27 protein-coding genes are annotated in these 26,532 nt (G+C 36.5%); 5 read left to right on the plus strand and 22 right to left on the minus strand.

From position 1 onward, the window contains the following. Positions 1–61: 61 nt before the first annotated feature. The 4 genes from ACUXVC_RS17880 to ACUXVC_RS17895 form a co-directional block, all read right to left on the minus strand. Entirely contained in the window at positions 62–1,171 is a 1,110-nt protein-coding gene (locus ACUXVC_RS17880) for a serine hydrolase (RefSeq protein ID WP_000751368.1), read from the minus strand. A 117-nt stretch (positions 1,172–1,288) separates the two neighbouring features. After that, the gene (locus tag ACUXVC_RS17885) at positions 1,289–2,221 is read right to left on the minus strand and encodes a nucleoside hydrolase (protein WP_000756465.1); all 933 of its coding nucleotides are present in this window, start codon (positions 2,219–2,221) and stop codon (positions 1,289–1,291) included. A 122-nt stretch (positions 2,222–2,343) separates the two neighbouring features. Next, positions 2,344–3,777: a sodium/pantothenate symporter gene (gene panF / locus ACUXVC_RS17890; RefSeq protein ID WP_001104824.1), complete on the minus strand. Its 1,434-nt coding sequence runs from the start codon at positions 3,775–3,777 to the stop codon at positions 2,344–2,346. A 3-nt stretch (positions 3,778–3,780) separates the two neighbouring features. Beyond that, complete coding sequence (locus ACUXVC_RS17895) at positions 3,781–4,059, minus strand: YhdT family protein (RefSeq protein WP_000656237.1); 279 nt, start codon at positions 4,057–4,059, stop codon at positions 3,781–3,783. Between the two features lie 273 nt (positions 4,060–4,332). On the opposite strand from ACUXVC_RS17895, the gene dhaS reads away from it, so the two are divergent. Beyond that, positions 4,333–5,817 (plus strand): aldehyde dehydrogenase DhaS, encoded by a 1,485-nt coding sequence (gene dhaS / locus ACUXVC_RS17900; protein ID WP_000080279.1) that lies wholly within the window; start codon positions 4,333–4,335, stop codon positions 5,815–5,817. 50 nt (positions 5,818–5,867) lie between these two features. On the opposite strand, the gene fabG is transcribed toward dhaS, so the two are convergent. Then, positions 5,868–6,608 (minus strand): 3-oxoacyl-ACP reductase FabG, encoded by a 741-nt coding sequence (gene fabG / locus ACUXVC_RS17905; protein ID WP_000395038.1) that lies wholly within the window; start codon positions 6,606–6,608, stop codon positions 5,868–5,870. Positions 6,609–6,741: 133 nt separating this feature from the next. Here fabG and ACUXVC_RS17910 point away from each other — a divergent pair, with 133 nt between their 5' ends. Beyond that, entirely contained in the window at positions 6,742–6,891 is a 150-nt protein-coding gene (locus tag ACUXVC_RS17910; protein ID WP_141241001.1) for a YfhD family protein, read from the plus strand. A 73-nt stretch (positions 6,892–6,964) separates the two neighbouring features. Here the strand turns inward: ACUXVC_RS17910 and ACUXVC_RS17915 are convergent, their stop codons facing one another. From ACUXVC_RS17915 to fdhF, 17 genes are all read right to left on the minus strand, one after another. Beyond that, a complete protein-coding gene (locus ACUXVC_RS17915; RefSeq protein ID WP_089171567.1) occupies positions 6,965–8,818 on the minus strand; it encodes a terpene cyclase/mutase family protein in 1,854 nt (617 codons plus the stop codon). 99 nt (positions 8,819–8,917) lie between these two features. Beyond that, on the minus strand, positions 8,918–9,343 hold the full coding sequence (locus ACUXVC_RS17920) for a divergent PAP2 family protein (RefSeq protein ID WP_000447822.1): 426 nt from the start codon (positions 9,341–9,343) through the stop codon (positions 8,918–8,920). Between the two features lie 79 nt (positions 9,344–9,422). Then, the gene (gene rarD / locus ACUXVC_RS17925) at positions 9,423–10,364 is read right to left on the minus strand and encodes an EamA family transporter RarD (protein WP_000535541.1); all 942 of its coding nucleotides are present in this window, start codon (positions 10,362–10,364) and stop codon (positions 9,423–9,425) included. 92 nt (positions 10,365–10,456) lie between these two features. Next, positions 10,457–10,705 (minus strand): DUF1294 domain-containing protein, encoded by a 249-nt coding sequence (locus tag ACUXVC_RS17930; protein ID WP_000871346.1) that lies wholly within the window; start codon positions 10,703–10,705, stop codon positions 10,457–10,459. 183 nt (positions 10,706–10,888) lie between these two features. Then, entirely contained in the window at positions 10,889–11,287 is a 399-nt protein-coding gene (locus ACUXVC_RS17935) for a hypothetical protein (RefSeq protein ID WP_095690401.1), read from the minus strand. Positions 11,288–11,329: 42 nt separating this feature from the next. Then, entirely contained in the window at positions 11,330–11,554 is a 225-nt protein-coding gene (locus ACUXVC_RS17940; protein ID WP_446025799.1) for a hypothetical protein, read from the minus strand. A gap of 15 nt (positions 11,555–11,569) precedes the next feature. Continuing rightward, a complete protein-coding gene (locus ACUXVC_RS17945) occupies positions 11,570–12,619 on the minus strand; it encodes a P-loop NTPase (RefSeq protein ID WP_446025800.1) in 1,050 nt (349 codons plus the stop codon). Positions 12,620–12,691: 72 nt separating this feature from the next. Beyond that, positions 12,692–12,928: a molybdopterin converting factor subunit 1 gene (gene moaD / locus ACUXVC_RS17950; RefSeq protein ID WP_377894482.1), complete on the minus strand. Its 237-nt coding sequence runs from the start codon at positions 12,926–12,928 to the stop codon at positions 12,692–12,694. A gap of 4 nt (positions 12,929–12,932) precedes the next feature. After that, complete coding sequence (moaE, locus tag ACUXVC_RS17955) at positions 12,933–13,397, minus strand: molybdopterin synthase catalytic subunit MoaE (protein ID WP_001248111.1); 465 nt, start codon at positions 13,395–13,397, stop codon at positions 12,933–12,935. Continuing rightward, positions 13,378–14,685, minus strand: coding sequence for a molybdopterin molybdotransferase MoeA (locus ACUXVC_RS17960; protein ID WP_063548302.1), 1,308 nt, complete (start codon positions 14,683–14,685; stop codon positions 13,378–13,380). The genes moaE and ACUXVC_RS17960 overlap by 20 nt, the downstream gene beginning before the upstream one ends. Positions 14,686–14,702: 17 nt before the next feature. Next, positions 14,703–15,719: a molybdopterin-synthase adenylyltransferase MoeB gene (locus ACUXVC_RS17965; protein ID WP_446025801.1), complete on the minus strand. Its 1,017-nt coding sequence runs from the start codon at positions 15,717–15,719 to the stop codon at positions 14,703–14,705. 24 nt (positions 15,720–15,743) lie between these two features. Next, positions 15,744–16,523, minus strand: a complete 780-nt coding sequence (locus ACUXVC_RS17970; protein WP_000863998.1) for a formate/nitrite transporter family protein — start codon at positions 16,521–16,523, stop codon at positions 15,744–15,746. Between the two features lie 191 nt (positions 16,524–16,714). Further along, the gene (gene moaA, locus ACUXVC_RS17975) at positions 16,715–17,731 is read right to left on the minus strand and encodes a GTP 3',8-cyclase MoaA (protein WP_095690399.1); all 1,017 of its coding nucleotides are present in this window, start codon (positions 17,729–17,731) and stop codon (positions 16,715–16,717) included. Between the two features lie 16 nt (positions 17,732–17,747). Then, on the minus strand, positions 17,748–18,545 hold the full coding sequence (fdhD, locus tag ACUXVC_RS17980) for a formate dehydrogenase accessory sulfurtransferase FdhD (protein ID WP_000802689.1): 798 nt from the start codon (positions 18,543–18,545) through the stop codon (positions 17,748–17,750). Between the two features lie 16 nt (positions 18,546–18,561). After that, positions 18,562–18,906: a DUF2294 domain-containing protein gene (locus tag ACUXVC_RS17985; protein ID WP_000039582.1), complete on the minus strand. Its 345-nt coding sequence runs from the start codon at positions 18,904–18,906 to the stop codon at positions 18,562–18,564. 115 nt (positions 18,907–19,021) lie between these two features. Further along, the gene (locus ACUXVC_RS17990) at positions 19,022–19,504 is read right to left on the minus strand and encodes a DUF1641 domain-containing protein (protein ID WP_089171573.1); all 483 of its coding nucleotides are present in this window, start codon (positions 19,502–19,504) and stop codon (positions 19,022–19,024) included. Between the two features lie 12 nt (positions 19,505–19,516). Continuing rightward, entirely contained in the window at positions 19,517–22,456 is a 2,940-nt protein-coding gene (fdhF, locus tag ACUXVC_RS17995) for a formate dehydrogenase subunit alpha (protein WP_053563843.1), read from the minus strand. 298 nt (positions 22,457–22,754) lie between these two features. On the opposite strand from fdhF, the gene ACUXVC_RS18000 reads away from it, so the two are divergent. The 3 genes from ACUXVC_RS18000 to ACUXVC_RS18010 are packed head-to-tail and all read left to right on the plus strand — an operon-like array spanning position 22,755 to position 26,524. Then, complete coding sequence (locus ACUXVC_RS18000) at positions 22,755–24,290, plus strand: spore germination protein (RefSeq protein WP_000534548.1); 1,536 nt, start codon at positions 22,755–22,757, stop codon at positions 24,288–24,290. Further along, positions 24,290–25,387 (plus strand): endospore germination permease, encoded by a 1,098-nt coding sequence (locus tag ACUXVC_RS18005; protein WP_000166524.1) that lies wholly within the window; start codon positions 24,290–24,292, stop codon positions 25,385–25,387. Before ACUXVC_RS18000 ends, ACUXVC_RS18005 begins: the two co-directional genes overlap by 1 nt. Continuing rightward, a complete protein-coding gene (locus tag ACUXVC_RS18010) occupies positions 25,388–26,524 on the plus strand; it encodes a Ger(x)C family spore germination protein (protein WP_053563841.1) in 1,137 nt (378 codons plus the stop codon). Positions 26,525–26,532 lie beyond the last annotated feature (8 nt).

Consider the following 26,532-nt stretch of genomic DNA (forward strand, 5'->3'; position numbering starts at 1 on the left):
CCCATTGATAGAAAAAAAGTGCCTGTACATAAAAATAAACTCGGTGCTCTCTGCACCGAGTTTATTTAATAAAAGTCGCATCATACTTATCACTTTGCAACACTTGGAAATGTAAGTTTGCTAAATGTTTCCGTATTTCTGCACTATCGTCTTCATTTAAATTATTCGCCAAAAACACAATTTCTGTACAGTTTCCACGTTTATCCATAGCGTAAACCGCTTTTGTAACCGTCCATGGTGTGTAACCATTCTTTTGTCCAGCATGTCTAAATGTTTTACGGTATTTCTTAGCACTCATGTCTGTTTCAACGATATTTGCCCACACTTTTTCTTCAGCTTCTGTCAAGCCACCTTTATGGTTTGCCTTTTGAAGTAATACCATATAATCATTTGCAGAAGCTGCTGGTAATCTATCTGACCATATTTTGTCGTAACGTTCCTCTAAATAAAGCGGAATTTCCTTCTGTAATAATGGTCCCTTCTTCTTTAAGCGTTCATGAATAATCATCGAATATTCACGATATTGCTCTTGAGACATTTCTTTTAACTTTTTCTCTATTTTATATTTTGGAACATGTAATTCTTTATGCAAATATCCCGGGATATACAAAGATGAAACGATTGGAAATAGTGGTTGATGTGCAGGAAGTGATAAACTTTGTAAATTTCGATTGATGTTATCTAATCCTAACAATTCCATTAAGTATTCAGCATTTGCATTCGAACTAAACTTAACCATTCCTTTTGCCACTTCTTCTAAAGAAACCGCTCCTTCAGTTATCTTGCCCGTCTTCTCCAAATACTTTTGCCATCTATCTTGTGCACCACCATCTGTATTCGGCACATAATAGCGATTCACATCGTTAATCGACACGAAACTAGACGAATCAATTTTCCCTTCAGTAACTTGTTTCGTATATTCAAGCGCCACAATTAATTTCATCGTACTAGCAACTGGCAATACAACATTTGGGTTTACAGAATAAACAACTTTATCATTTCTCTTTACTAGAAGCGCACTATTTTTTTCATCTTTATGTTCTTCAATAAAAGATGCAATATACTGTGCATCATCATTATTTGAACTCCACACTTTTTTCACTAAAAAGTTACCCGATATTAGCAAAACAAAAATACCCACAATTACTGCGCATACTATAGTTTTTTTCAAGTAAAATTCCTCTCCTATTGTGTAACTCTTCTCTATTTATCATTAAAAAACAGAATAATGGAGATGGTCATTTAAATAACCATCTCCATTATTTTAACTTGTATGCTCCTATTATGTCTACGTCATAAATTTCACAAAATCCTCAAGAAACTTTTTATAATGTAACGACCAACCAATTCGCACCCAATTTTTTAATGCTTTTGCATCAGGTTGAGGCCGAAAATCAGCAATACTCTCTCCTTTTGCAATTCCAGCTGTATCTACATCGACACGACGATATACATAGTCTAAAAGGGATGGATTTGCCGCAACCATCATTGTAACGACGTCATGTACTGGGCTTCCTTTTATTTTCGGATTTAACTTTCTATAAGCTTTATAATAATACGTAAATATCGGCTCGATTAACTTATTAAAACTCGTTTTAGAGTGTTTCGTAATATATTTTACCATTTCCGGCGTAATAATTGCTTCAGATGTAACGTTAAGTGGTACTAATGTCACATTTTTAGCATTTTGCATAACTAATTGCGACGCAATCGGATCACCATGAAAATTCGCCTCTGCGACTGGTGTTACATTGCCAGGCATTAAGAAAGCACCGCCCATTATATAATATTCTTTCACATACTTCATCATCGGCTTTTCTAAAATAAATGCCGTCGCTAGTGTTGTTGATCTACCAGCATCGACTATTATTAATTCCCCTTTATATTTTTCAAGAAGATCAAAAAATGCACAAAAAGGCTTTATATTTGGCGAAAAAGTTTTTGGAGGTTTAATTGGCCCTAAACCGTCTGCCCCATGAATTTCTGGATAATACGTTGTAACATCTCCGGATAAAGGAATTTTCGCACCATTAATAACAGGTATATCTTCCCGTCCTGCCATTTGCAATAAATATGCGGCATTACTTGTCGCCTTTTCTTGTGTCACATTTCCATATCCCGTTACTACCCCAACAATATCAATATCAGGATGCAACAATCCATACATAATTGCTAAAGAGTCATCAATGCCTGGGTCTCCTAAAAATAACACTTTTTTCATCGACCTCAACTCCATCCCCTCAGTTGTTATTAATTTATGAATAAACGTGGATATACAGAATAAAAAAGAACAAATTCATACGAAAAAACGCAGTCTTATAAGGACTACGTTCTTCAGCTAACCTATACTGTTTTTTTTACAGCACTCATACTTCCAATAACATAAGCGATAAACGCAAAACAAATTGGGAAGACAACTGTATGTATACCGAACGGATTTGGATAGAAAAGATGAATACACATATATGAACCTACTCCAACGAAAATGGAAGCAAGCGCTCCTGTAGCATTTCCTTTTCTCCAATATAACCCTAATACGATTGGCCAAATGAATGCTGCTTCTAATCCACCGAAAGAAAATAAATTTAGCCATATTAAAAAATCTGGTGGTTTAATCGCCGCTGCATAAACGAGTAGCCCTACAATACCAGTAATCCACAAACTTCCTTTTTTTATCGTACTGTCTGCTGCATCTTTATTTATGTAATTTACGTATATATCTTTAATAATTGACGAGCTTACAAGTAATAATAAAGAGTTTACTGTAGACATAATCGCCGCCATTGGTGCAGCTAAGAAAACTCCAGCTAACCAAGGTGGCAACACTTCCATCGCGAGTAGCGGCATTACTTTATCTGGTACCGTTATACCTGGAAGTACTACTCTTGCAAATACACCTGTTAAATGCATACCAATCATAATTGTACCAACGACAACTGTTCCAATTATTAAAGCTTGGTGCATAGCTTTTGAATTTTTATAAGACATGGCACGCACACTAATTTGCGGTAAACCTACAACGCCAATTCCAATTAAAATCCAAAATGATGTAACATATGATTTCGTTAAACTGCCATCTGCTCCGAATGGTGTAATTAAATTTGGATTAATTTGAACAAGTTCCTGCATAATCTTTTCAATTCCACCACCAGCAATGACAGTAGCAATTAAAATGATTGTCGTTCCAACTAACATAATGATTCCTAATAATGTATCTGATAGCGCGACTGCACGAAATCCACCAATTAATACGTACACAAGTACAGAAAAAGTAAATAAAAATAGTGCTGTTGTATACGATAGACCCGTTAGTGACTCGATTAATCGTCCACCGCCGACCCACTGGGCTACTGTCGCTGAAAATAAAAAGATAATAATACATAATGCAGAGAGTATAACAACTGCTTTATTATTGTATCTCCCTTTTAAATAATCGATAAGAGTAATTGCTTCCATCTTCCTAGCAATAATTGCAAACTTTTTACCGATAACCGTTAAAACGATATATCCTGTTACAACTTGAATCGCAGATAATAGTACCCATCCAAGCCCCATATTGTAAGCAATACCGGGACCACCAATAAAGCTACTTGCACTACCGTACGTAGCAATCATTGTCATCGCTAATAATAAACCGCCTAACTCACGCCCACCAAGAAAATATTCTTGTAAAAATTTATTATGTGCTGTTGCTTGCACGCGTCTTGAAGCATATACACCAATTAAAAATACAACGATAAACGAAATTATCATTGGAATGATTACATACCAATTCATCTATTATTCCTCACTTTTTTCTTCCTCATCGAGTGAAATATCTTGAAATACAAAACGAACAACTAAACTAAGTAAAATAACCATAACGATAAATCCAACGATACAGCTATAAAAAAACCATGCGGGAAAACCTAATACATATGTATATTCACTCGGATCTTTACTACCAAGCCCATAAGCAAATCCGTACCATATTATAAAATTAATAATAGCAAGTCCAAGACCAATTAACGCTTCTCTATGGGCTATTCGAAAGCGTGGATCATCATGATAATCTTTCATTTTTCCCCCTCCTCTCACGATGTATTATTGTACCATTGTTCTTCTAGTTTTTCCTACTAGAAAGCAAAAACAAGCAGGATTTTTTATAATCATATAGAAGCTTCTCTTACATTACATATTTTTTACAATTGTAACATAAATGAAATTTGAATTTTCAGTATTTATTAATTATGATTTTAATTAGAGGCTTTCCATCTAGTTTCCACATCCTTGATTTCGGAATAAGCGCCGTCTCGTACTGCGTTTACATTATATTTTCAAGGGGGTTATACAATGAGTCAACTAGCTGTAAATCTTCATGAAAAGGTAGAAAAGTTTCTTCAAGGTACAAAAAAGTTATATGTGAATGGATCTTTCATTGAAAGCGCTTCCGGTAAAACATTTAAAACACCTAACCCAGCAACTGGTGAAACACTTGCCGTCGTTTCTGAAGCTGGTCGCGAAGATATTCATAAAGCAGTAGTCGCAGCTCGTATGGCTTTTGACGAAGGTCCTTGGTCTCGTATGAGCACTGCTGAGCGAAGCCGTCTCATGTACAAGTTAGCTGATCTAATGGAAGAACATAAAGAAGAGCTTGCACAGCTCGAAACATTAGATAACGGAAAACCAATCCGTGAAACAATGGCAGCAGACATACCACTTGCAATTGAGCATATGCGCTATTACGCTGGATGGGCTACGAAAATCGTTGGTCAAACAATTCCTGTTTCCGGTGATTACTTTAACTATACACGCCATGAAGCTGTTGGTGTCGTTGGTCAAATTATCCCTTGGAACTTCCCGCTTCTTATGGCAATGTGGAAAATGGGAGCAGCGCTTGCTACAGGATGTACAATCGTTTTAAAACCTGCAGAACAAACTCCACTATCTGCTCTATACTTAGCTGAATTAATTGAAGAAGCTGGATTCCCGAAAGGTGTTATTAATATCGTACCTGGATTCGGTGAATCAGCTGGACAAGCTCTCGTTAATCATCCACTCGTTGATAAAATTGCATTTACCGGTTCTACTCCTGTCGGTAAACAAATTATGCGACAAGCATCCGAATCATTAAAACGCGTTACACTTGAATTAGGCGGTAAATCACCAAATATCATCTTGCCAGATGCTGATTTATCTCGCGCGATTCCTGGTGCACTTTCTGGTGTTATGTTTAACCAAGGACAAGTATGCTCTGCTGGGTCACGCTTATTTGTTCCGAAGAAAATGTATGATAATGTCATGGCTGATCTCGTCCTCTATTCTAAAAAACTAAATCAAGGTGTCGGTCTTAACCCTGAAACAACAATTGGTCCTCTCGTTTCTGAAGAACAACAAAAACGTGTAATGGGCTACATTGAAAAAGGGATTGAAGAAGGAGCTGAAGTACTATGCGGAGGAAGTAATCCATTCGATCAAGGCTACTTCGTTTCTCCTACAGTATTCGCTGACGTAAATGATGAAATGACGATCGCAAAAGAAGAAATTTTCGGTCCAGTTATTTCTGCAATACCGTTTAACGATATTGATGAAGTAATTGAACGTGCAAATAAATCACAATTCGGCTTAGCGGCTGGTGTGTGGACAGAAAATGTTAAAACAGCACACTATGTTGCAAGTAAAGTACGTGCAGGTACAGTATGGGTAAACTGTTATAACGTCTTTGATGCAGCATCTCCATTTGGAGGATTTAAACAATCTGGTCTTGGCCGTGAAATGGGATCTTACGCATTAAATAACTATACAGAAGTAAAGAGCGTTTGGCTTAACTTAAATTAATGAGAAAGAACCTGACCTACCTGGTCAGGTTCTTTTCATTATGTATTCCTTTAAACTTGCAGTCCTCCGCTCACATTTAATACTTCACCTGTAATATAAGATGCGTATTCTGATGCTAAAAAAGCTGCTGCATTCGCAATATCTTCTGGCGTTCCAATTCTACCAACTGGAATAGCACCAACCATCTTTTCTTTCACTTTATCTGGTATCGTTTTTGTCATATCTGTATCCATAAAACCCGGACAAATCGCATTACAAGTAATACCGAAGCTTCCAACTTCTTTTGCTGCTGTTTTCGTTAAACCGACAACTCCTGCCTTTGTAGCCGCATAATTTGCTTGACCTATGTTTCCTTCTCTACTAATTGAAGATATATTAATAATGCGTCCATACCCTTGTTGTCTCATGTAAAGAAGCGCTGGTTGCATACAATAAAAAACTCCAGTTAAGTTCACTTGTAATACTTGTTCCCAAGCAGACTTCTCCATTTTATGTAACATTGCGTCTCTTGTAATTCCAGCATTATTCACCAAAATATGTAATGTACCAAATTTTTGAACCGCATATTCAATTAATGACTTTGCTTCATTTTGATTACTCACATCACATCGATATGAGCACACTTCATATCCTTCATCTGATAACTCACGTGTCGTTTTTTGTAGATTCTCTTCATTTACATCGCTAATTAATACTTTCGCCCCTAGTTTTGCATAAACCCTTGCAATCTCTTTTCCAATTCCCTGTGCAGCTCCTGTTACAACAGCTGTTTTCCCATTTAAAAACTCCATTCCTATCCCCCATTTCTATTACTTATACTGTATATTTCGGCTTTTTGCTTTCCAATTCCTCTTTGTATAAAAAAGTCTATTTGTGTCAAACTAACTTTGCAACGTCGCATAAAGTGCAAGGAGATTGTGTCGAATGAACAAAAAGAATTTCAAACAAAGCAAAGCAACTGATGGCATTGATGTTGAGTTCTCTCGCGAACTCGCTGACCACAATGACTTAGAAGCAAACGCACGTGCAAATGCCGCTGATGCACGTCAAAAACGCCCATCAACCGAAAAATAAGGTACATCACAACCTTATTCTTTTCAAAAGGGACCTACTACCCAACAAAATAAACCGAGAGACATCTCTCGGTTTATTTTCTATATTTTTTTGCATAATGAGCCAAAGTAAGCAACGGATATATATGAGCATAACTATGATAACGAATATAAAACCCACCTGGTAAACCTGTTCCAGTAGGATATTTTTCATTTACATAAGGGTTGGAGAGCAAATATGAAATACCTTTGCGAATGACTGGCGTTTCTTTATCATAGTAAGAAATGAGGGCATCTAACGCCCATGCTGTTTGGGATGGTGTACTAAATGGCAAAGTAACAAATCTTTTTTCCACACTACTTTGGCAAGATTCTCCCCAGCCACCATCTTCATGCTGTATATGTTCAAGCCATAAAGCTGCTCGTTTCAATGATGGATCGCTAGATGGTATTCCGAGTGACCGTAAACCCGTCAACACTGCCCACGTACCATATATATAACAAATTCCCCATTTCCCATACCACGATCCATTTTCCTCTTGTACATTCATTAACCAATTTATCGCACTTTGTTTTTGTTTCTCGGGCAATTCATTTTGCGTATACGTCCCGAAAAATTCTAACACTCTTCCTGTAATATCTGGTGTAGAAGGATCTGTAATCATATCACTTGCATTTTCGATTGGTAACTTTGCTAATATACGGCTCGTTACCCCTTTTTCAAAAGCCCCCCAACCACCATCATTATTTTGCAATCCTTTAACCCAATTAACCGCTCGCTTCCAAGCATTGTCTACATTTTCGTTCCCTCTACTTCGCGCCAATGCTCTTAACGCAGCAGTTGTATCATCAATATCTGGAATCGTCGTATTCACATCCGAAAAGCCCCAACCACCTGGGAAGAGATCCGGTGCATGTACACTCCAATCTACTTTCTTCGTTTGCTGTTTTCTTAGTATATACGCTGATGCATTTTGAATCACTTTACTTGCTTTCGGAACTTGAGCTTCTTGCAAAGCATAACTGAGTAAAGCTGTATCCCATACAGTTGACGGAGAGTTTTGCAAATGGCTCCCTCTCTCCATCTTCCATATATAAGATGTGATTCCCGTTATAGCCTTCTGAATAATTGGTGATTGAATAGAATGTCCTAATGCAAGTAAAGCATAAATCATATAAAACGAGGCAGTTGCGTAACTATATAATGTTCCATTTTCATCAATACGCTCTTTCATAAAACGTTCTACTTCCTCATATCCTTTATGATGCAAAGAAAGTGGATACGTTATAATTTTCTTCACGTCACTTAATAAGGTTTGAAAAACCGGAGATCGGTCCTCCCGAAACCATCCTCCGCCCCCGCCTGCAATATGATTTAAATTTGGCAATAACTTTTTCTCTACTCGAAATCTTTTATTTAAACACAACATCATCGGAATTAAATGAATACGTGCTGAGCTACTCAATTCAAATATACTGAGAGGGGAATCATTCTGCAGAAACATAATTGGTGTTGGCAAATGAAAGAGAGAAGGGTATTCATATTCTCCATGAATTGCTAATAAAAACTTCGTCATAAAATGAGCACGCGCTACCCCCCCGCGCTCATTTATAAACATTTCCGCTCGCTTCATATTCGCATCTTCTTTTGTATATTTTTCCGATGCAAGTAAGGCAGCATAAGATTGAATTGTAGCAGATAAATTACCACCCACTTCATCTTCATGCAATTTCCATATTCCTTCATTTGTTTGAAGTGATGCTAACCTTTTTACAAACGGTTCTATCTCTTTATCTCTACCTAATAATTTTAATAAAAAAATCATATGACAATCTGTTAGTGGCGCTCCTTCAAAACAAAACTGCCACGTACCATCTTGCCGTTGCATTGTTTGAAGTGCAGTTGTTCTTCTCGCTATTTCTTCATGCACTTTTTCATATAATAACAAGTTACTCACCCACCCTTTCGAAATCCGTATAACGATATTCAAAAAGGTAGCTGAATATGTATAAAAACAAAGAAAAGCAGAACATATAAAATGTTCCGCTCATAAACAATATCCTACTCCGACAATAATCCCTAATAAAGCACCAACTACTACTTCATACGGTGTATGCCCAACAAGTTCATTTAACTTCTTATATTCTGTTTGTCTACCATGAAAAAACTCATTCAATATTTTTGCTTGTTTACTTACTGCAAGCCTTACTCCTGAAGCATCATACATAACAATAATGGCAAAAATAGTAGCAACCGCAAACATCGAGCTTTCCACACCTTCTACTACCCCAACTCCTGTAGCAAGTGCTGTAACAGTTGAAGCATGAGAACTCGGCATCCCACCTGAAGCGAAAAACTTTGCAAAATCAAATTCACCCGTTTTGACTAATTTAAAGACTACTTTCGTTAATTGTGCTAAAAACCATGAAATTACAGCGGCCATAAGCGGATCATTATGTAAAATTGTTTCCACGTTCTCAGCTCCCTACTAGCTATGATGGAAATCCTATATAGTATCAGTATAAAGAAAAATGCGTAGAAAATACTACGCATTATGATACTTTTGCTGATTTATTTTTTATAAATTTCGGTTGTTTCTGCACTAAGAACTTTGTCTTCGCTACCGAGAATACAAATAAAGCAACCCATATACAGAAAAATGCAATCATATGTGTGGATGTGAAATGTTCACCAAATACAAATACACCTAAAATTAAGCTAATTGTTGGCGCAATATATTGTAAAAATCCCACCATATAAAGCGGAATAAGTTGTGCTCCTTTTGCAAAATAAAATAGTGGTAATGCTGTTACAATACCTGCTCCTATTAAAAGTAACGTTGATAACATTGAAATAGATCCAAATGAGCCGAAACCATGTGCTCCTGTCATAACAAGATAAATGATCGCAAACGGCGTCACTAACATGGTTTCCATCGTAAGTCCAATTGTAGCATCATAATTTAATAGTTTTTTCGTTAATCCGTATAATCCAAATGAAAAGGCAAGTGAAAGAGAAACCCACGGAATAGATCCGAAACGTACTGTTAAAATGACAACCCCTACTCCTGCTAAACCAACTGCAACATATTGCCAAAAGTTTAACTTTTCCTTTAAAACGACTGTACCAAGTAAAATACTAATAAGCGGATTAATATAATAGCCAAGACTCGCTTCAATAACATGATTATGATTAACGGCCCATATGTAAACAAACCAGTTTCCACTAATCAAGACTGAAGCTATTGTTAATGACATTAATAATTTAGGTCGTTTAAAAAGATTTACAAATTCCCCAATAAACTGGCGAAACCTCTTCGTAACACCTAATACGAGTAACATAAAAACAAACGCCCAAACGATGCGGTGTGCTAATATTTCATCTGCTGGAACTTCCTCAACCCATTTCCAATAAATCGGTAGAATTCCCCACATCGTGTAAGCACCAGCCGCATATAGTATCCCTTTTTTTTGCTCTGCTGATTGACTCCCCATCTTCCTTTTTCTCCTCTTCTCATTTTTTCTCCATTATACGGTCTCACATGCTCACTTTACCAATAATCAATCTGCATTTCTTTCGACATTTCTCATACAACGAATAATAAACATACCGTTATTACAACAAGTAACGGTATGCCGAAAACAAATTTTTTTTTATGAGTTTTATGATGAAACATATACATGCCAATCCAAGCTCCAACTGCTCCCCCAGCTGCCGCTGATAAAAACAACGTACTTTCTGGCGTTCTCCACTGTTTCTTCTTCGCTTTTCGTTTATCAAGCCCCATAAGGCTAAAAGCTATAATGTTAATAATAAGAAAATAAATCCATTTCATCGCTTTCTCTCCTTATGAAAAATTCGCTTAATGGTAACACGAAAAAACGACGGAAACAACTGAAGAACTCTTTTTATCCAACTAGTTTCATTCCTTTTTCTTAATTAGTTACCTTCATATTTACATAACCAACTAAAATCGCAGTTAAAGCATTTAATATAGAAAAATGTTATGAGCAGAATCCTATATTTCATTACATTCATCCACTACCATATCATCAAAAAAACTGCTCTCAATCACTTTCTCCTCAAAATGAAGAACTACAATTAGCCCTACATATAAAGAAACCAAATTTAGAAACCATTCCCCATTCTCATCTTTCTTAGCTAAGCATTTAAATATCTCTTGAAATTGCATACGCTCGTCTGCAGCAACAATCGGACGCACACCAAAATATTTCAATACGAGATTCAGCTTCAACTGCACGGATAATGATAAAATATATTTTAATAGCTTCGTATACTCTGTACTATCTTTTTGACTATACAACTTCACAAGCTTTGGATGTAAATTCGAAATCGATAATTCCTCTTCAGTCACTCTAGTTACTTCTATCGTTTCAATCATCTTTTTCATATCCATCACATTCACCCCTTCTGAAAAAATTCTAAAGCCAAAGAGTACTTAATTCAAAATGTGCAATAATTGTGCGTTTCTCGTCTCTCGTTCTTCCTCACTGACTAAATCATACTTTTTTAGAAGGTGAAAAATATCATTTAATAATTTCTGCGAATGATTACCTTGTAAAAAACTCTTTAACCCTTTAAAGATCCCTTCAGGTAAAGAATTCTTTTGACTTTCGAGCTTATTCATCACATCTTCAATAGAATGATCAATGTTACACGCCATACTAAACTTCCCCCTCTATCCTCTATAAATAATATCCTCAGCTAACGATGTAAACACTTCTCCAACAAGAGAATCTTCATCATATACAGATGAACCGCTATTTTCTTCACGTTTTGCAAAAGGTATCTTGGCAATTACTTCTGCTTGCAATTGTTCTGCAAGCATTTCGCTGCCGCCTTTTCCGAAGAGATAATTTTTCGATCCATCTTGCTCTTCATAATAAGCCATATTTTCCACAATACCTAAAATCTCATGCTTCGTATGTTTTGCCATTACACCGACTCTTGAAGCAACGAATGAAGCTACATTGTGCGGAGTTGTAACAATTATTTCTTTCGCTTGCGGAATCATCGCTGCAACATCAATCGCAACATCTCCTGTACCTGGTGGTAAATCAAGTAATAAATAATCTAATTCTCCCCAGTGCGTATTCGCAAGGAAATTTTGAATCCATTTATTTAGCATCGGTCCGCGCCACATAACTGGGTTATTTCCTTCTGTAAAAAATCCCATCGACATGATTTTAACACCGTGACTAATGACTGGAATTGCCGTTTGATCAATCATCGTTGGTTTCGTATTCGTTTCCATCATAGCTGGAATACTAAAACCATATATATCCGCATCTAATATCCCCACTTTCTTGCCCATACGAGCTAGTGCAGTTGCAAGATTAATTGTCACCGTTGATTTTCCAACTCCGCCTTTTCCGCTCGTTACAGTAATAAAACGTACTCCTGAATCCGGGCGAAGCATGCTCGGCATACCAGTTTCTGTTCTAGTATTTTTCTTTAACTTCTCTGTTAAAGCTGCACGTTCTTCTTGTGTCATAGAACCAAATGTTACATCCACTTTAGAAGCACCAATTGCGTGAAGTGACTCTTCAATATCTTGTTGAATTTTTGCTTTTAACGGACAACCTTGGATTGTTAGTACTACTTCAAGTTTAACCTCTGTTCCGTTCATTTGTACATTTCTAACCATATTTAATTCTACAACACTTTTGTGTAACTCTGGATCCTCTACATGTTTTAATGCATTCATTATTTGTTCTTGAGTAAGCATGGAACTCATCCCTTCTCTTATTCTAATTTATATACAACATCTTCTTGGCGCTTCATCTGGTGAAAAAGCTTATCATCCACCGCTAACGGGCGGGATTAATGCGACTATATCTCCAGCCTCTATCATCTCTTCATTCATTACAAACTCCTCATTAACAGCCACCATCACTTTATCCAGCGATTGTAAACAATAGCTGACTTTGAGCCATTCTTTTAATTGCTGCACTGTCATTTCTTGCTTTTCTGAAATTACTAATCGATCCGATCCAACTTCCTCACGCAGATTTGCAAATAATAAAATTGTAATCATTTTCTCATTCTTCCTTCTTTGGTTTTCCTTCTGGATATGGTGTGTTTTCAAGTTGATCTCCAATCCACATCGTTCCATCTTCCCAAAATTCTTTTTTCCAAATTGGAACAATTCGTTTTATACGTTCAATCGCGTACTCATTCGCTTCATAAGCTACTTTACGATGCGGTGATGAAACTGCAATGACTACCGCAATATCCATTATTTCTAGCCGCCCTACACGGTGTGTAATTGCTACTTTTGCATCCGGCCATCTTTCACTAATCTCTTCACCAATTCTCATAAGTTGTTTTACTGCCATCGGTTTATATGCTTCATACTCTAAATGTAGCGTTCGTTTTCCTTTTGTTAATTCTCTCACCGTACCAATAAATGTTGTAATCGCACCTGCTTCCCTTCTTGCGACTTTATTCGTTACTTCTTCAACTAAAATCGGATTATCTACAATTTCAAATAGCGCTTGTCTCATTAGAACCACCTCTCACTTTATGAAATGTCCAAGGCCATTCACTACCTTCGTTATCTTCTAATAAAAGAACATCAACAAACATATCTTTTTTATATCCTCTTGTCCCGCCCGGCAATACGATAAACGCATTTGATTCTGCCAATGAAGAAACTGAGCTAGATTTATCAAACCCTGATGGATAAGCGATTAATTTCCCCTCATCATATTGCAATTTTGCTCGTACAAATCTTGTAAATGGATTCGGTTTTAGAAAATCTTCTCCTAATAACGCTTTTTCTCTTTTTAAATGTACTTTTTCACTAAACATATACGTCCGAATACACGGTCTTACGAATAATTCAAACCCTACGTAACAAGCGGATGGATTTCCTGATAAACCAAATAATAACTTGCCATTTAATTGTGCTACGGTCGTAACACTTCCTGGTCGCATTGCAACTTTATTAAAAAGAACAGATGCACCTAACTTTTCGTAAATAGCTGGTAAATAATCATAATCTCCTACAGATACACCGCCCGTTGTAATTAACATATCTACTTGGCCAAGCGCTTCTTTCACAGCTGTAAAACACGTATTAAAATCATCACTAAACTTCCCAAAATATTTTACTCTGCCACCCGCTCTTCGAATTTGAGACAATATCATGTACGTATTACTGTTTCGGATTTTCCCTGGCTGTAATGAATCATCGACATCCAGTAATTCACTCCCAGTCGCTAACAGTCCAATTACAGGCTTTCTCGCAACTGGTACTTCACTATAACCGAATGTAGCAAGAAGAGCTGAAATACCTGGATTAATGTACGATCCTTTCTTTGCAAGAACCGTTCCTTTACGAGCATCTTCACCTTGAAAAGAAATATTGTCGCCCGTTTTGAATGATCGCTTCACTTCCATATAATTGTTGCCATTCTTCTCATATTGACGAGTCAGCTCTAACATAACAACCGCATCACACTCATTCGGAATTTGTGCTCCCGTCATAATTCGAACTGCTTGAAACGGACCCACTTTCTCATGGAATAGCGATCCTGCACCAATTTCACCCACTACTTCAAATACAATTGGCGTTTCATAACTTGCTAAATTAGTATCTTCTGCTCGAATAGCAAATCCGTCATACGGCGAACGATTAAATGACGGGACATCATGGTCAGCTACTAAATCCTCTGCTAATATACGTCCATAAGCTAATTCAATTGGTAATAGCTCCTTTAAGCCTTTATCAGCAAATCCCATCACTTTACGAACAGCTTCTTCAACCGTAATTGGCACTCTTCTTTCCATTTTTGACACCCTCTCTATTAACCGAATACGCGATAATATAGTTGTTTCGCTTTCGAAATATCATTTGTACCATGAATAAAAACACGACCATCTCGAAAAACAACCACGCGGTAATCATCGAATTGGCAAGATAGTAAATACGGATTCCGATCTACTTTCCCCAGTGTTTGTAATACTTTTTCTATATCATCAAAATTGTATTTCTTATTGTCTACTGTTCTAATTTGAACTGTATTTCTTCCGCATAAAACAGCTGCTTTCGTTTGGTTTTCGTATGATAAATAAGGATAAGTTCGATTTGAACCGCATGAGAGACAAGTGTCTGTTTTTATTTTCCCTAATTTTATAAAATGATTTTGATTACTCCATATATCAAACATGAAAAATGTTTTTCTAATTGCTGAGAAATCTTCCACTAAAATTTTGAGTGCTTCTGCCACTTGATATGCTGCGACGATTTGAACAGTAGGGCTAATAATTCCAGCGGTATCACATGTCACACCTGTAACAGGAATATTTTTAAGCATACAATGTAAACACGGTGTCTCTTGTGGAATAATTGTATAACTCATACCATACGATCCAACGCAAGAACCATATACCCACGGAATATTATGTTTTTGTGATAAATCATTTATTACAAATCGAATATCAAAATTATCTGTTGCATCAATGATTACATCTACATTTTTTAATAGACCTTCCATATTTTCTGAAGTTGCATCCATTACGAAAGCATGTATTTGTACTTCCGAATTAATTTGTTCTAACCGATTTTTTGCAGCAATTGCTTTCGGCATTTTCTCTCTCGCATTTTGTTCAGAGTACAATTGTTGCCTTTGTAAATTACTCCATTCAACGTAGTCACGATCAATAATCGTCAACTTGCCAACACCTGCACGTACGAAACTTTCGGCACTTGCACTTCCTAATGCGCCTGCCCCTACAATTAACACATGTTTATTTCGAATTTTTTCTTGTCCTTTACTCCCAATTGGTTTGAACAACTGTTGTCGTGAATACCGATCAGCCATTACATACCCTTCCTCTCAAGAACTCTATTTCATATTAGAATGTTGTTTCTGATAACAAGCAAAGTAAGCAAAACCAACAAACCCAGCTCCTCCAATTACATTTCCGATAAAAACAGGAACAAAATTTTTAGCCAGATCCATCCACGTTAGATGACCAGCAAAAATAACAGCGGAAATGACAAACATATTTGCTACTACTTGCTGAAATCCAATCACTACAAATGCCATAATTGGAATCCAAATTCCGATGATTTTTCCGACAAAATCACTCGTCCCGTAAGCGAGCCAAAGAGCAAGACAAACGAGCCAATTACAACCAATTGCTAAAATTAAAGTTCTCCCAAATGATTCATGTAACTTCCCTTCCGCTATCGCTACCGTTTTATTTAAATACTCTCCCTCTGTTAATCCGCCAAGATGCCCAAAGCAATACGCAACGAAAATTGCCCCAATAAAATTCATGAGAGTAATCCAAACCCAGTTATTCAGTACGCTTATCAATGTAATTTTCTTTGCATAAAGCGCCATAGACAGTGACATCATATTTCCCGTAATTAATTCTCCTCCTGCTAATACTACGAGCATGAGTCCAACAGGAAATACTGCTCCTCCTAAAACATTCACTAGACTTCCCCAGCGCTCAGGTAAATTCCCTAAAACTCGAATGTTAAGTAAAAAACCTATCGCAATAAACGCTCCTCCTAAAAAACCGAGAATAAGCATCGCTGGCAATGTCTGTCTTACTTTTTGAACACCGGCCTCAATGACAAGCTCAGCAATTTGTTCCGGCTTATGAAATGCCATTACCCATTCCTCCATTTTCTCCAAATAAAAAAGCAGCTTCAAAAAACCTCCTCAAAATAAAGGTTTTTGAATGCTGCTTAATTTCTCTGCACATCTTTTACAGAGATATCAATCATCACTTTTACTATAAAATAGAAAATCCACAACTCTTGTAAATTTTCCATTTTTCACTATGAAGCTAGCTTTATATATTAACCACCGATATGTGACATTTCAATTTTAGGTATTGTTTTCTTATTTGTATGATTTAAGCGTTCATCTGAATAACGATCTTCCCTATTATTCCATATATCGCGTACTACATCTGTAATGTCCTCATCTGTATGTTCAGAACGAAGCAATTCCCTTAAATCATTTCCTTTAGAAGCAAATAAGCAAGTATATAATTTTCCTTCTGCAGAAATACGAGCTCTCGTACATGATGAGCAAAAAGAATCTGTTACTGATGAAATAATACCTATTTCCTCATCGCTTCCTATATAACGATACCTAGTAGCCACTTCACCAGAATAATTTGCTTCTATCCGTTCTAACGGCATAACTTGATGAATCGTATCTGCTATTTCTTGTTTAGAGACGACCTCTTTTAAATCCCAACCATTATAATTTCCAACATCCATATACTCAATAAAACGAAGAATATGCTTATTTTCCTTAAAATATTGCGCCATCTGCAAAATGTCCTGTTCGTTTTTTCCCTTTTGAACGACCATGTTTATTTTAATTTTCATTCCAACTTCAGCTGCAGCCTGTATTCCTTCCAGAACCCTTTGCACTTTGCTCCTATTACCATTTAAATAGAAAAACCGCTCTTCTTCTAAGGAATCTAAGCTAACTGTTACACGTGATAGTCCCGCCTTATATAAATCAGGAGCAAACTTTTTAAGTAACGATCCATTGGTTGTTAAACCGATATCTTCTACACCATCAATTTTATTAAGGCGCTCAATAAGCTTTGGAAGCCCTCTTCGAAGTAACGGTTCTCCGCCCGTAATCCGTAATTTTCTCACACCTAAAGAAACGAAAATACGTGTTATCCTTTCAATTTCATCAAAAGATAAAATTTTATCATTAGACAAAAACGAGTAATCAGGACCAAATATTTCTTCTGGCATACAATATCGACAGCGAAAATTACAGCGATCAGTAACTGAAATACGTAAATCCTTTAACGGACGTTGCAACTTGTCTAATGTAGCTGATTTCATCTTCATTGCCTCACTTTTATTTTATATTTAAAACACGTTCTGGATGGGTATATACATTTAAGGAGTGATTACGAATAAATCCTATTGTCGTAATACCTAAATCTTCCGCTAGTTGCAAAGCTAACTCAGTTGGAGCTGATTTTGATAGTATAATTTCACAACCGATTTTTGCAACTTTCAATAATATTTCCGAAGAAATACGACCACTAAAAACAATGATTTTATCTTTTATAGAAATATCGTTTCTTAAACAATAACCGTAAATTTTGTCTAATGCATTATGCCTACCAATATCCATTCGACTTAAAATAATACCATTCACATCACATAAAGCTGCATTATGAACCCCACCAGTATGATGAAACGTATCCGCAGATTGCTGCATTTCTTTCATTAACCGAAAACAATCCTCTGCAGCAACCTGTACATGGACACCCTTCATTTTTTTTGCACTTAGTGCATCATTTGCAAAAACAAACCCTTGCCTACTCATACCACAACAAGACGTAATATAGCGTTTATTTTGCATTTGTTCATAATACGGATTTACTTTTGTCGTTGTTACATGCACAAATCCTTCTTTCTCCTGCACCCATACACTATCAATATCTTCATACTTCCGAATGATTCCTTCAGACGCTAAGAAGCCTATTACCATATCTTCTATATATTCTGGAGTACTAACCATTGTAACAAACTCCTGTCCGTTCATTTTAATGGTGACAGGAAACTCTGTTACAATGCTGTCCTCTATATGTTTAAATGCTCCTTGTTCATAACGAAAGATTTCTCTTTCTACCTGTATCGGTTTCACGATCAGTATCCTTCTCTCACGTTATATTTTTATCAAAAACAAATACAGAAACTGCAATATCTTCTTCTACTTTCATATCTGAAAACAAATTCACTAATTTCGCTCCAACAAGTTCCTCCAAATGTTCACGGGAATTCGCAGCATACACCTCTTGAATCATTTTCGTTCTAGCCATATGAACCATTTCCGCACCGTCCATCGTACTTGAAATAAATTTTTCAGTAGGTGTTAAGTTTCCATAAAGAGTCGCTATAGCCATATTTTCCGCAAAAACAGTATGAATTCGTTCTGGTCCTTTTCCGAAAAGTTCCTTTCGAAGTTTTCGTATCATATCATTAAATTCATGTACTTTTTTTGACATACAATTATACCTCCCAAAAGCCTCATTTTACTTTATTATATATTTTACCAAAATGAGCTTTCCGCCCAAACTATTTCGTACAAATATTTAGGCGGAAAGGTTCACTTCATGAAGTTTATTCGTCTTTTAACCCTTTCCCCATACCTTTTAAGAAATGAAGCCCAAACCCGATAGCACGGTTAATATCTGGGTCTTTCAATACTTTCATAAGATCGAATACCCCTACTTTTTTATTACTTTCTAGATGTTCATTACCTTCTTCTAGCCCGACTAATAAACTACCCATAAGCTTTTTCGTAAGTTCTGGGTCAAGTTCAGTTAACGCACCTGCAGCGCCCATCATATTATTAATTAAATTTGTAACAGGCTCACGAGTTACTTGACCTAGAACAATCTTTGCAATTGGTTCTTTCGCTTTCAGCATAGAATTTGCAGCTTCTAGCATTCCAATGTCATTTAATTCCCCTACTATATTAAACATCTGATTTAGAGCTTCTTCATTATTTGTTAAAAGCTCCTTTAAATCATCTAATTTTTGCTGTTTTATTTCTTCCTCAGTTAATTCTTGTTTTTGAATCATTTTTATAGGTGCAGCCATAGTTTTCTCCTCCTACTTATCCGTTAAATGCACATACCCTGGACGTGCCCACTTACGATGTACCTCAATTCCAGCTTGAGGGTGACGTTTTTTATTGCGTGGGTTCGCTTTTGGCATCGGATTTTCGCCATCAACTTCTAACACTTCCATACGCACTTTCGTTTGTTTATACGCAGGTGTATTCGTACGTACATCCACAGCAGGACCTGTTAAGAAATTAATTGCCGTTTCGTTATCTGTAGAGTTCATCGGTAAATATAACTCATTCGCTTTTACACGATCTGTAACGAGTGCACGTAATTTTAATGCTCCAAAAGGAGAGACAAGACGAACTAACGAACCTGTTTTTACGCCACGTTCTTTTGCAAGGTCTGGAGAGACTTCAACGAAAACACCAGGTACTTTCGTTTGAATACCTGTTGATTTATTTGTCATATTCCCTTCATGGAAATGCTCAAGCATACGACCGTTGTTAATGTGAAGGTCGAACTCCGCTGGAAATTCAGCTGGACGTACCCAGTCAGCAATCGCAAAACGAGCTTTTTTATCTGGGAAGTTAAATCCATCTTGGAACAGAAGTGGTGTATTTGTTCCATCAAAACTTCCCCAATGGAAACTGTTCCATCCTTCAAGCACTTCATAGTTCGCTTGCGAGAATAATGGTGATAAACTTGCCATTTCAGCAAAGATTTCACTTGGGTGGCTATAATTCCAGTTTGCCCCTAGTTTATTCGCAACCTCCTGGACGATCCACCAGTCTGGTTTCGCATCTCCTAGCGTAGGAAGAACTTGATATAATCTTTGGACACGGCGCTCTGTATTTGTGAAAGTACCTTCTTTCTCAAGAGATGGCGCTGCTGGTAATACAACATCTGCATATTGAGCAGTTTTAGAAAGGAAAACATCTTGCACAACGAAGAAATCAAGGCTCGACAACACTTCATGTACATGATTTGCATTAGAATCTACAAGAGCCATATCTTCTCCGACAAGATACATTGCTTTCATTTTTCCTTCGTCAATTGCGTGAAGCATTTCAATATTATTAAGACCTGGTTCACTATCAATTTTCACTCCGTAAGCAGTTTCAAATTTCGCACGTTCCATTTCGTTAGTAACGTGCTGATATCCTGGAAGCCATCCTGGTAAAGTACCCATATCACAAGCACCTTGTACGTTATTGTGACCTCGAAGTGGGTATGCACCTGCTCCTGGACGACGATAGTTCCCTGTTGCAAGAAGTAAGTTTGAAATTGCAGCGGAAGTATCAGAACCACCTGTATTTTGCGTTACCCCCATACCCCAAAGGATACATGTACCATCTGCATCACGAATCATTTCAGCCATTTGAATAAGTGTTTCTTTTGAAATACCTGTTACTTCTTCTGCATATGCAAGTGTATATTCTTCTAGACTTTCTTTGAAATCTTCAAAGAAGTTTACATTCTCATTAATAAATTCCTGATCATGCCAACCTCGATCAATCATATATTTTGTAACAGCCATTAACCAAACTTGATCTGTTCCTTGTTTTGGACTAATAAAGACATCTGATCGCTCTGCCATTTCTGTTTTACGAAGATCAGCTACAATTAACTTTTGTCCGTGTAATTTATGTGCACGTTTAATACGTGTAGCTAAAACAGGATGACCTTCTGTCGGATTACATCCTACAATAATAACAAGACCAGATTGCGCAATATCTTTAATCGTTCCTGCATCACCGCCCATACCAATTGTACGGAACAAACCATCCGTTGCTGGTGATTGGCAATAACGTGAGCAGTTATCAATATTATTCGTTCCAAATACTTGTCGAGCTAATTTTTGAATTACATAATTATCTTCATTTGTAATTTTAGAGGAAGAAATAAATCCGATAGAACCTTTACCGTACTCTTCTTTAATAGTACCTAATTTATTTGCAACTACATTCAGTGCTTCTTCCCATGTAGATTCAACAAACGTTCCATTTTTACGAATTAAAGGTTTTGTAATTCGTTCTTTAGAATTTACGAAATCCCAACCAAATTTCCCTTTTACACAAGTGGAAATTGCGTTAACTGGTGCATCTGAAGATGGCTGTACTTTAAGGATTTTACGCCCCTTCGTCCACACTTCAAACGAACAACCTACACCACAAAATGTACATACTGTTTTCGTTTTCTTCGTACGAGTATCACGCATGGCCGCTTCCACTTCTGATACCGCAAAAATACCGCTATATCCAGGCTCAACTTCTTTAATTAAATCTACCATCGGTTCAAGAATATCTGGTTTTAATCCCGTCATAAATCCAGCTTCACCGAGCATCGTTTTCTCCATTAAAGCGTTACAAGGGCAAATCGTTACACATTGACCACAGCTAACGCATGAAGAATCATTAATATTTACTCCTTCATCCCAAATAACTCGTGGGCGTTCCGCTTCCCAGTCTATCGATAACGTTTCATTTACTTGTAAGTTTTGACACACCTCAACGCATTGACCGCATGCAATACATTGATTAGGGTCATAGCGATAAAACGGATGCGTCATATCAACTTCACTTACATCTACTTTCGGTTCATAAGGATATTTTTGATGTTCAATTTCCATTAATTCTGCTGTATTATGCAGTTTACAGTTCCCATTGTTGTTGTCACATACTGTACAGTATAATAAATGATTTTCTAGTAACCGATCCATCGCCTCTGTTTGTGCTTCTTTTGCGCGAACAGAAGCACGTTCAATGTCCATACCTTCCGTTGCTATCGTCGAACAAGAACGCATTAACTTTCCGTCAACTTCTACAATACAAGTGTCACATGTTTGAATAGGATCTACTTCTGGCACGTAACAAATTTGCGGATGTTCAATCCCGTTCTCATTAATAACACCCAATATCGTTGAACCAGGCTCCGCTGTATACTTTTTTCCGTCAATTGTAATATGAACCATGTTGTCATTCATGGTCTCTCCCCCTTTTTGAGAATAAAAAAACTCCACCACGAAAATATACGCACCACATTTTGGGCACGCTATCATCATGGTGGAGTAGTTTATTAGCACATCTTGCTAAAATACCAATCCATTTATTCATAAATAAAACGATAGATTCATAACAGGTCATATCACGATTCCATCTTTAACACTATAATTATAGCGTTAAATGTACAAATATACAATATAAATTTTAAACTGCGCATATGTCTGTATGTAACTATCCATAATAACCCATATAAAGTTCAACGAGGAATAAGGTGAATATATGGGATCTTTTCGAAAATGGATAAGGGGCGAAAAATCTTTCTCTACTCATGAGCAATCTGAAACTGTATTAAATAAAGAAATTTCTTCCTCCATGCCGCTTAATCTTAAACACTTATCCAAATTATTTAGTGGTATTCCAGAATTAATTACACGCACTTTCCCGTTAAAAAACGGAAAAGAAGCTGCTCTTATATATATGGAAGGACTTGTAGATAAAACTGTTATTAATGTAGATATTCTTCGTCCTCTCTTATTTAAAGAATGGAATGAAGATGATTTTTGGGAATCTTCTGTTTCTATAGGGAATATTAAAAAAGTTCAGAAGTGGATAGACATTGAGCAATCTCTCTTACATGGCAAAAGTATTTTATTTATAAACGGGCAATTATCAGCTTTAGAACTAGATACGCAAGCGGCGCCAAAAAGGAGTATTGAAGAACCTACAACAGAGACTTCCATAAAAAGCTCACACGAAGGATTTAATGAAGTGGCAAGTGATAGTATCGCACTTATTCGTCGCTATATTCCAAATCGCGAATTAAAAGTGAAGGAATTCACTGTTGGCGAACGAGCAACCTCTAAAGTTTTTTTACTTTATCTTGCAGATGTTACAAACGAAGATGTTGTACAAGATATGGCATGCCGCATTGAATCAATCAAAGTAGATGCTATTCTTACTACCGGTGAATTAGAAGGATTTGTTGAAGATAATTCCTATACTCTCTTCCCACAATTGTCTATCACTGAACGTCCTGACACAACGGCACATCATATTTTAAATGGGCGAATTGCTGTTGTTGTAGATCGCTCACCAGGCGTATTAATAGGACCTATGACCTTTTCATCCTTCTTTCAGACGATAGATGATTACAGCTTCAGACCTATGATTCCATCTTTTATACGACTCCTTCGTTTCACTGGGCTATTTATTGCAATATTTGCTCCTGCTCTTTATATTGCTATGATTTCCTTCCATTATGAAGTGATTCCGCTCAAATTGTTGTTAACGATTGGAGAATCTCGAGCCAAAATTCCTTTTCCTCCCATATTAGAAGCTTTATTAATGGAATTAGTTCTCGAAATGCTCCGAGAAGCAGCGATTCGGCTTCCTGGGCCTGTTGGACAAACAATCGGCGTCGTAGGAGGAATTGTAATTGGACAAGCTGCGGTTCAAGCTGGGATTGTGAGTAACGTTATGGTTATCGTCGTATCAATTACTGCGGTTGCCTCCTTCATTATTCCTAACTTAGAAATGTCAGCAGGAATTCGGCTTCTTCGATTCCCAATGATGATAGCCGCCTCTTTATTTGGCGTCATTGGAATTATGGTTGGAATGGCAATCATTATCATCCATATTCTTTCTATGGAATCACTTGGTGTACCATATGGTAGTCCTTTTTCTCCGTCATATGCTTCGGATTTAAAAGATACCCTTATACGTTTCCCATGGAAAATTATGAAGAAACGGCCACTATCTCTACAATTAAAACAAGATAACCGGCAAAGAGATGTTGAAGAAAAGGAGGAGAATTAGTGACAAAACGTGCAAAGAGGGAGATCACTTTATTTCAATACATTTTAACTATTAGTGGTGTTCAAGTCGGATTCGGCGTACTTACACTTCCGCGTGAAGTTGCACAAGGAGCGAATACAGATGGCTGGATGTCTATTATTATCGGATGTGTCATTACTACTTTAGTCAGTCTATGTATTGTAAAAATCATGGAAAAACATCCAGGATATACTTTACTTGATGTGCTGATACGCTATCTTGGAAAATGGCTAGGAAGAGTAGTAATGATTTTTTGGATTTTATATGCTGTACTCGCAGCTGTTTCCTTAATTTTTTCCCTCTTATACGTTATTCATATTTGGATTTTACCTAGATCTCCTATGTCTTTAATTATGATTTTGCTATCTATTCCAATGCTTATGCTTGCATGTAAAGGAGCACTTATTATTAGTCGTTTTGCTGTTTTCACTGTCATCTTTACACTTTGGATGCCATTATTATTATTTATTCCTCTTAAAGATGGGCATTTTATATATCTTCTTCCTCTTATCAAGGAAGGATGGCTACCAATTATAAACACCGTAAAATCAACTATCATTGCGTTTCTCGGATTCGAGTTTGCGTTTGTCCTTTATCCTTATTTAACTAACAAAGCATCTGCAAAAAAAGGAATTGTTATTGCAAATTTGATTACGTTATTTATTTATCTTCAAATCACGTTCGTTTCTTTTATTTATTTTAGTCCAGATGGTATAACAAAGTTTTTATGGCCAACTCTTTCTCTTGTTACACCGTTTCATTTCTCATTTCTTGAGCGGTTTGAAATTATCTTTTTGTCATTTTATCTCTTTATTATTTTTGATTCCTGTATTCCTTATATTTTTACTGCTTCAGATGGTATTAATCAATTACTTAACAAAAAAGGCAGTTCATTACCTATTTATTTTTTATTATTCGGGTGTATTTTCATCTTATTCTTTTATATCCCTTCTTCTTATCAGATAAGTTCGTTGCGAGAATTTTGGGGAACTGCTAGTTATTTTATCGTTTTTCTATTCCCAGTTGTATTTCTCTTATACATGACACTTTATCAGCATTGGAAAAGGAGAAAAGTTTAAATGAGACGCTTTATTCATTTTATTATATTTTGTTTTCTCATAATTTTTTTAGCAGGCTGTGAAGATCGGCTTGATTTAGAAAAACAATCCATCTCATTAATTTACGGTTTTGACGCAAAAGCAAAAGGAAAATTAATTGTGTATCACGTAAATCCTATTTTCAATGAAGATGTAGAGAAAAAGTACGAAATTCATGAAGCGAAAGTACATACACCCCGAGAAGCAAAAGATACGTTTAACAGTTCAAGCAGCGGTTTAGTGTCCACAGAAAAGTTACAGCTTATATTGTTTAGCACGAATTTTTTAAAACAAGAAGGAGCTATGCCTTATCTGGATGTTTGGTATCGCGACCCTAAAAATACAGGGAATATGCGCATGGTTGCAGTAGATGGCCCCATTTCTTCTGTTATATATAATAATTTCAAAGATAAGCCTGCTCTTCCTGAATATTTAACAGATTTAATTAATACGAACAAACTATACAATCGGACCGTGTTTACGACATTCCATGAATTTCATAGACAAACTTTTAATAAAGGCGTAACTCCTGCTATTTCAGAAATAAAAAAAGGGAAGAAAGATGTTATTGTTACCGGTTCGGCACTATTAACCTCTCGTGGAACTTATAAGATGTCTTTAAATCGCTACGAAAGTGCCCTTCTTCTTATGGTGCAAAAGAAAGCTAATATACCCGTTTCACTTACAATGAAAATCCCCTCTAATTTAGTTGAAAGTAATAGCCATCTAAAAGATACAAAAGGCGACGATTTTATAACAATAAATGTTCTTAGTATGAATCATGATATCGGTACAGACTATAGCGATAACCGCTTCAAATTTAATATTAAAATGGATTTAAAAATTGCCGTATCTGAACTTACATTCAACATGGATATAGAAAATGATAGAAAAAAATTAACTTCTCTTATTACAAAACAACTAAACAATGATTTAAACGATTTAATCCACAAAATTCAAAAACAGCAACTTGATCCATTCGGATTTGGTGATTATGCGAGAGCGTTTCAATATAAAGAATGGAAACAAGTTGAAGATGATTGGCCAAGTGCCTTTTCAAAAGCTAATGTGAAAGTGGCACCAACTATTAAAATTTTAGAAAATGGGATTATTAAATAGAAAAAATA

This window comes from Bacillus sp. N6, assembly GCF_052805735.1.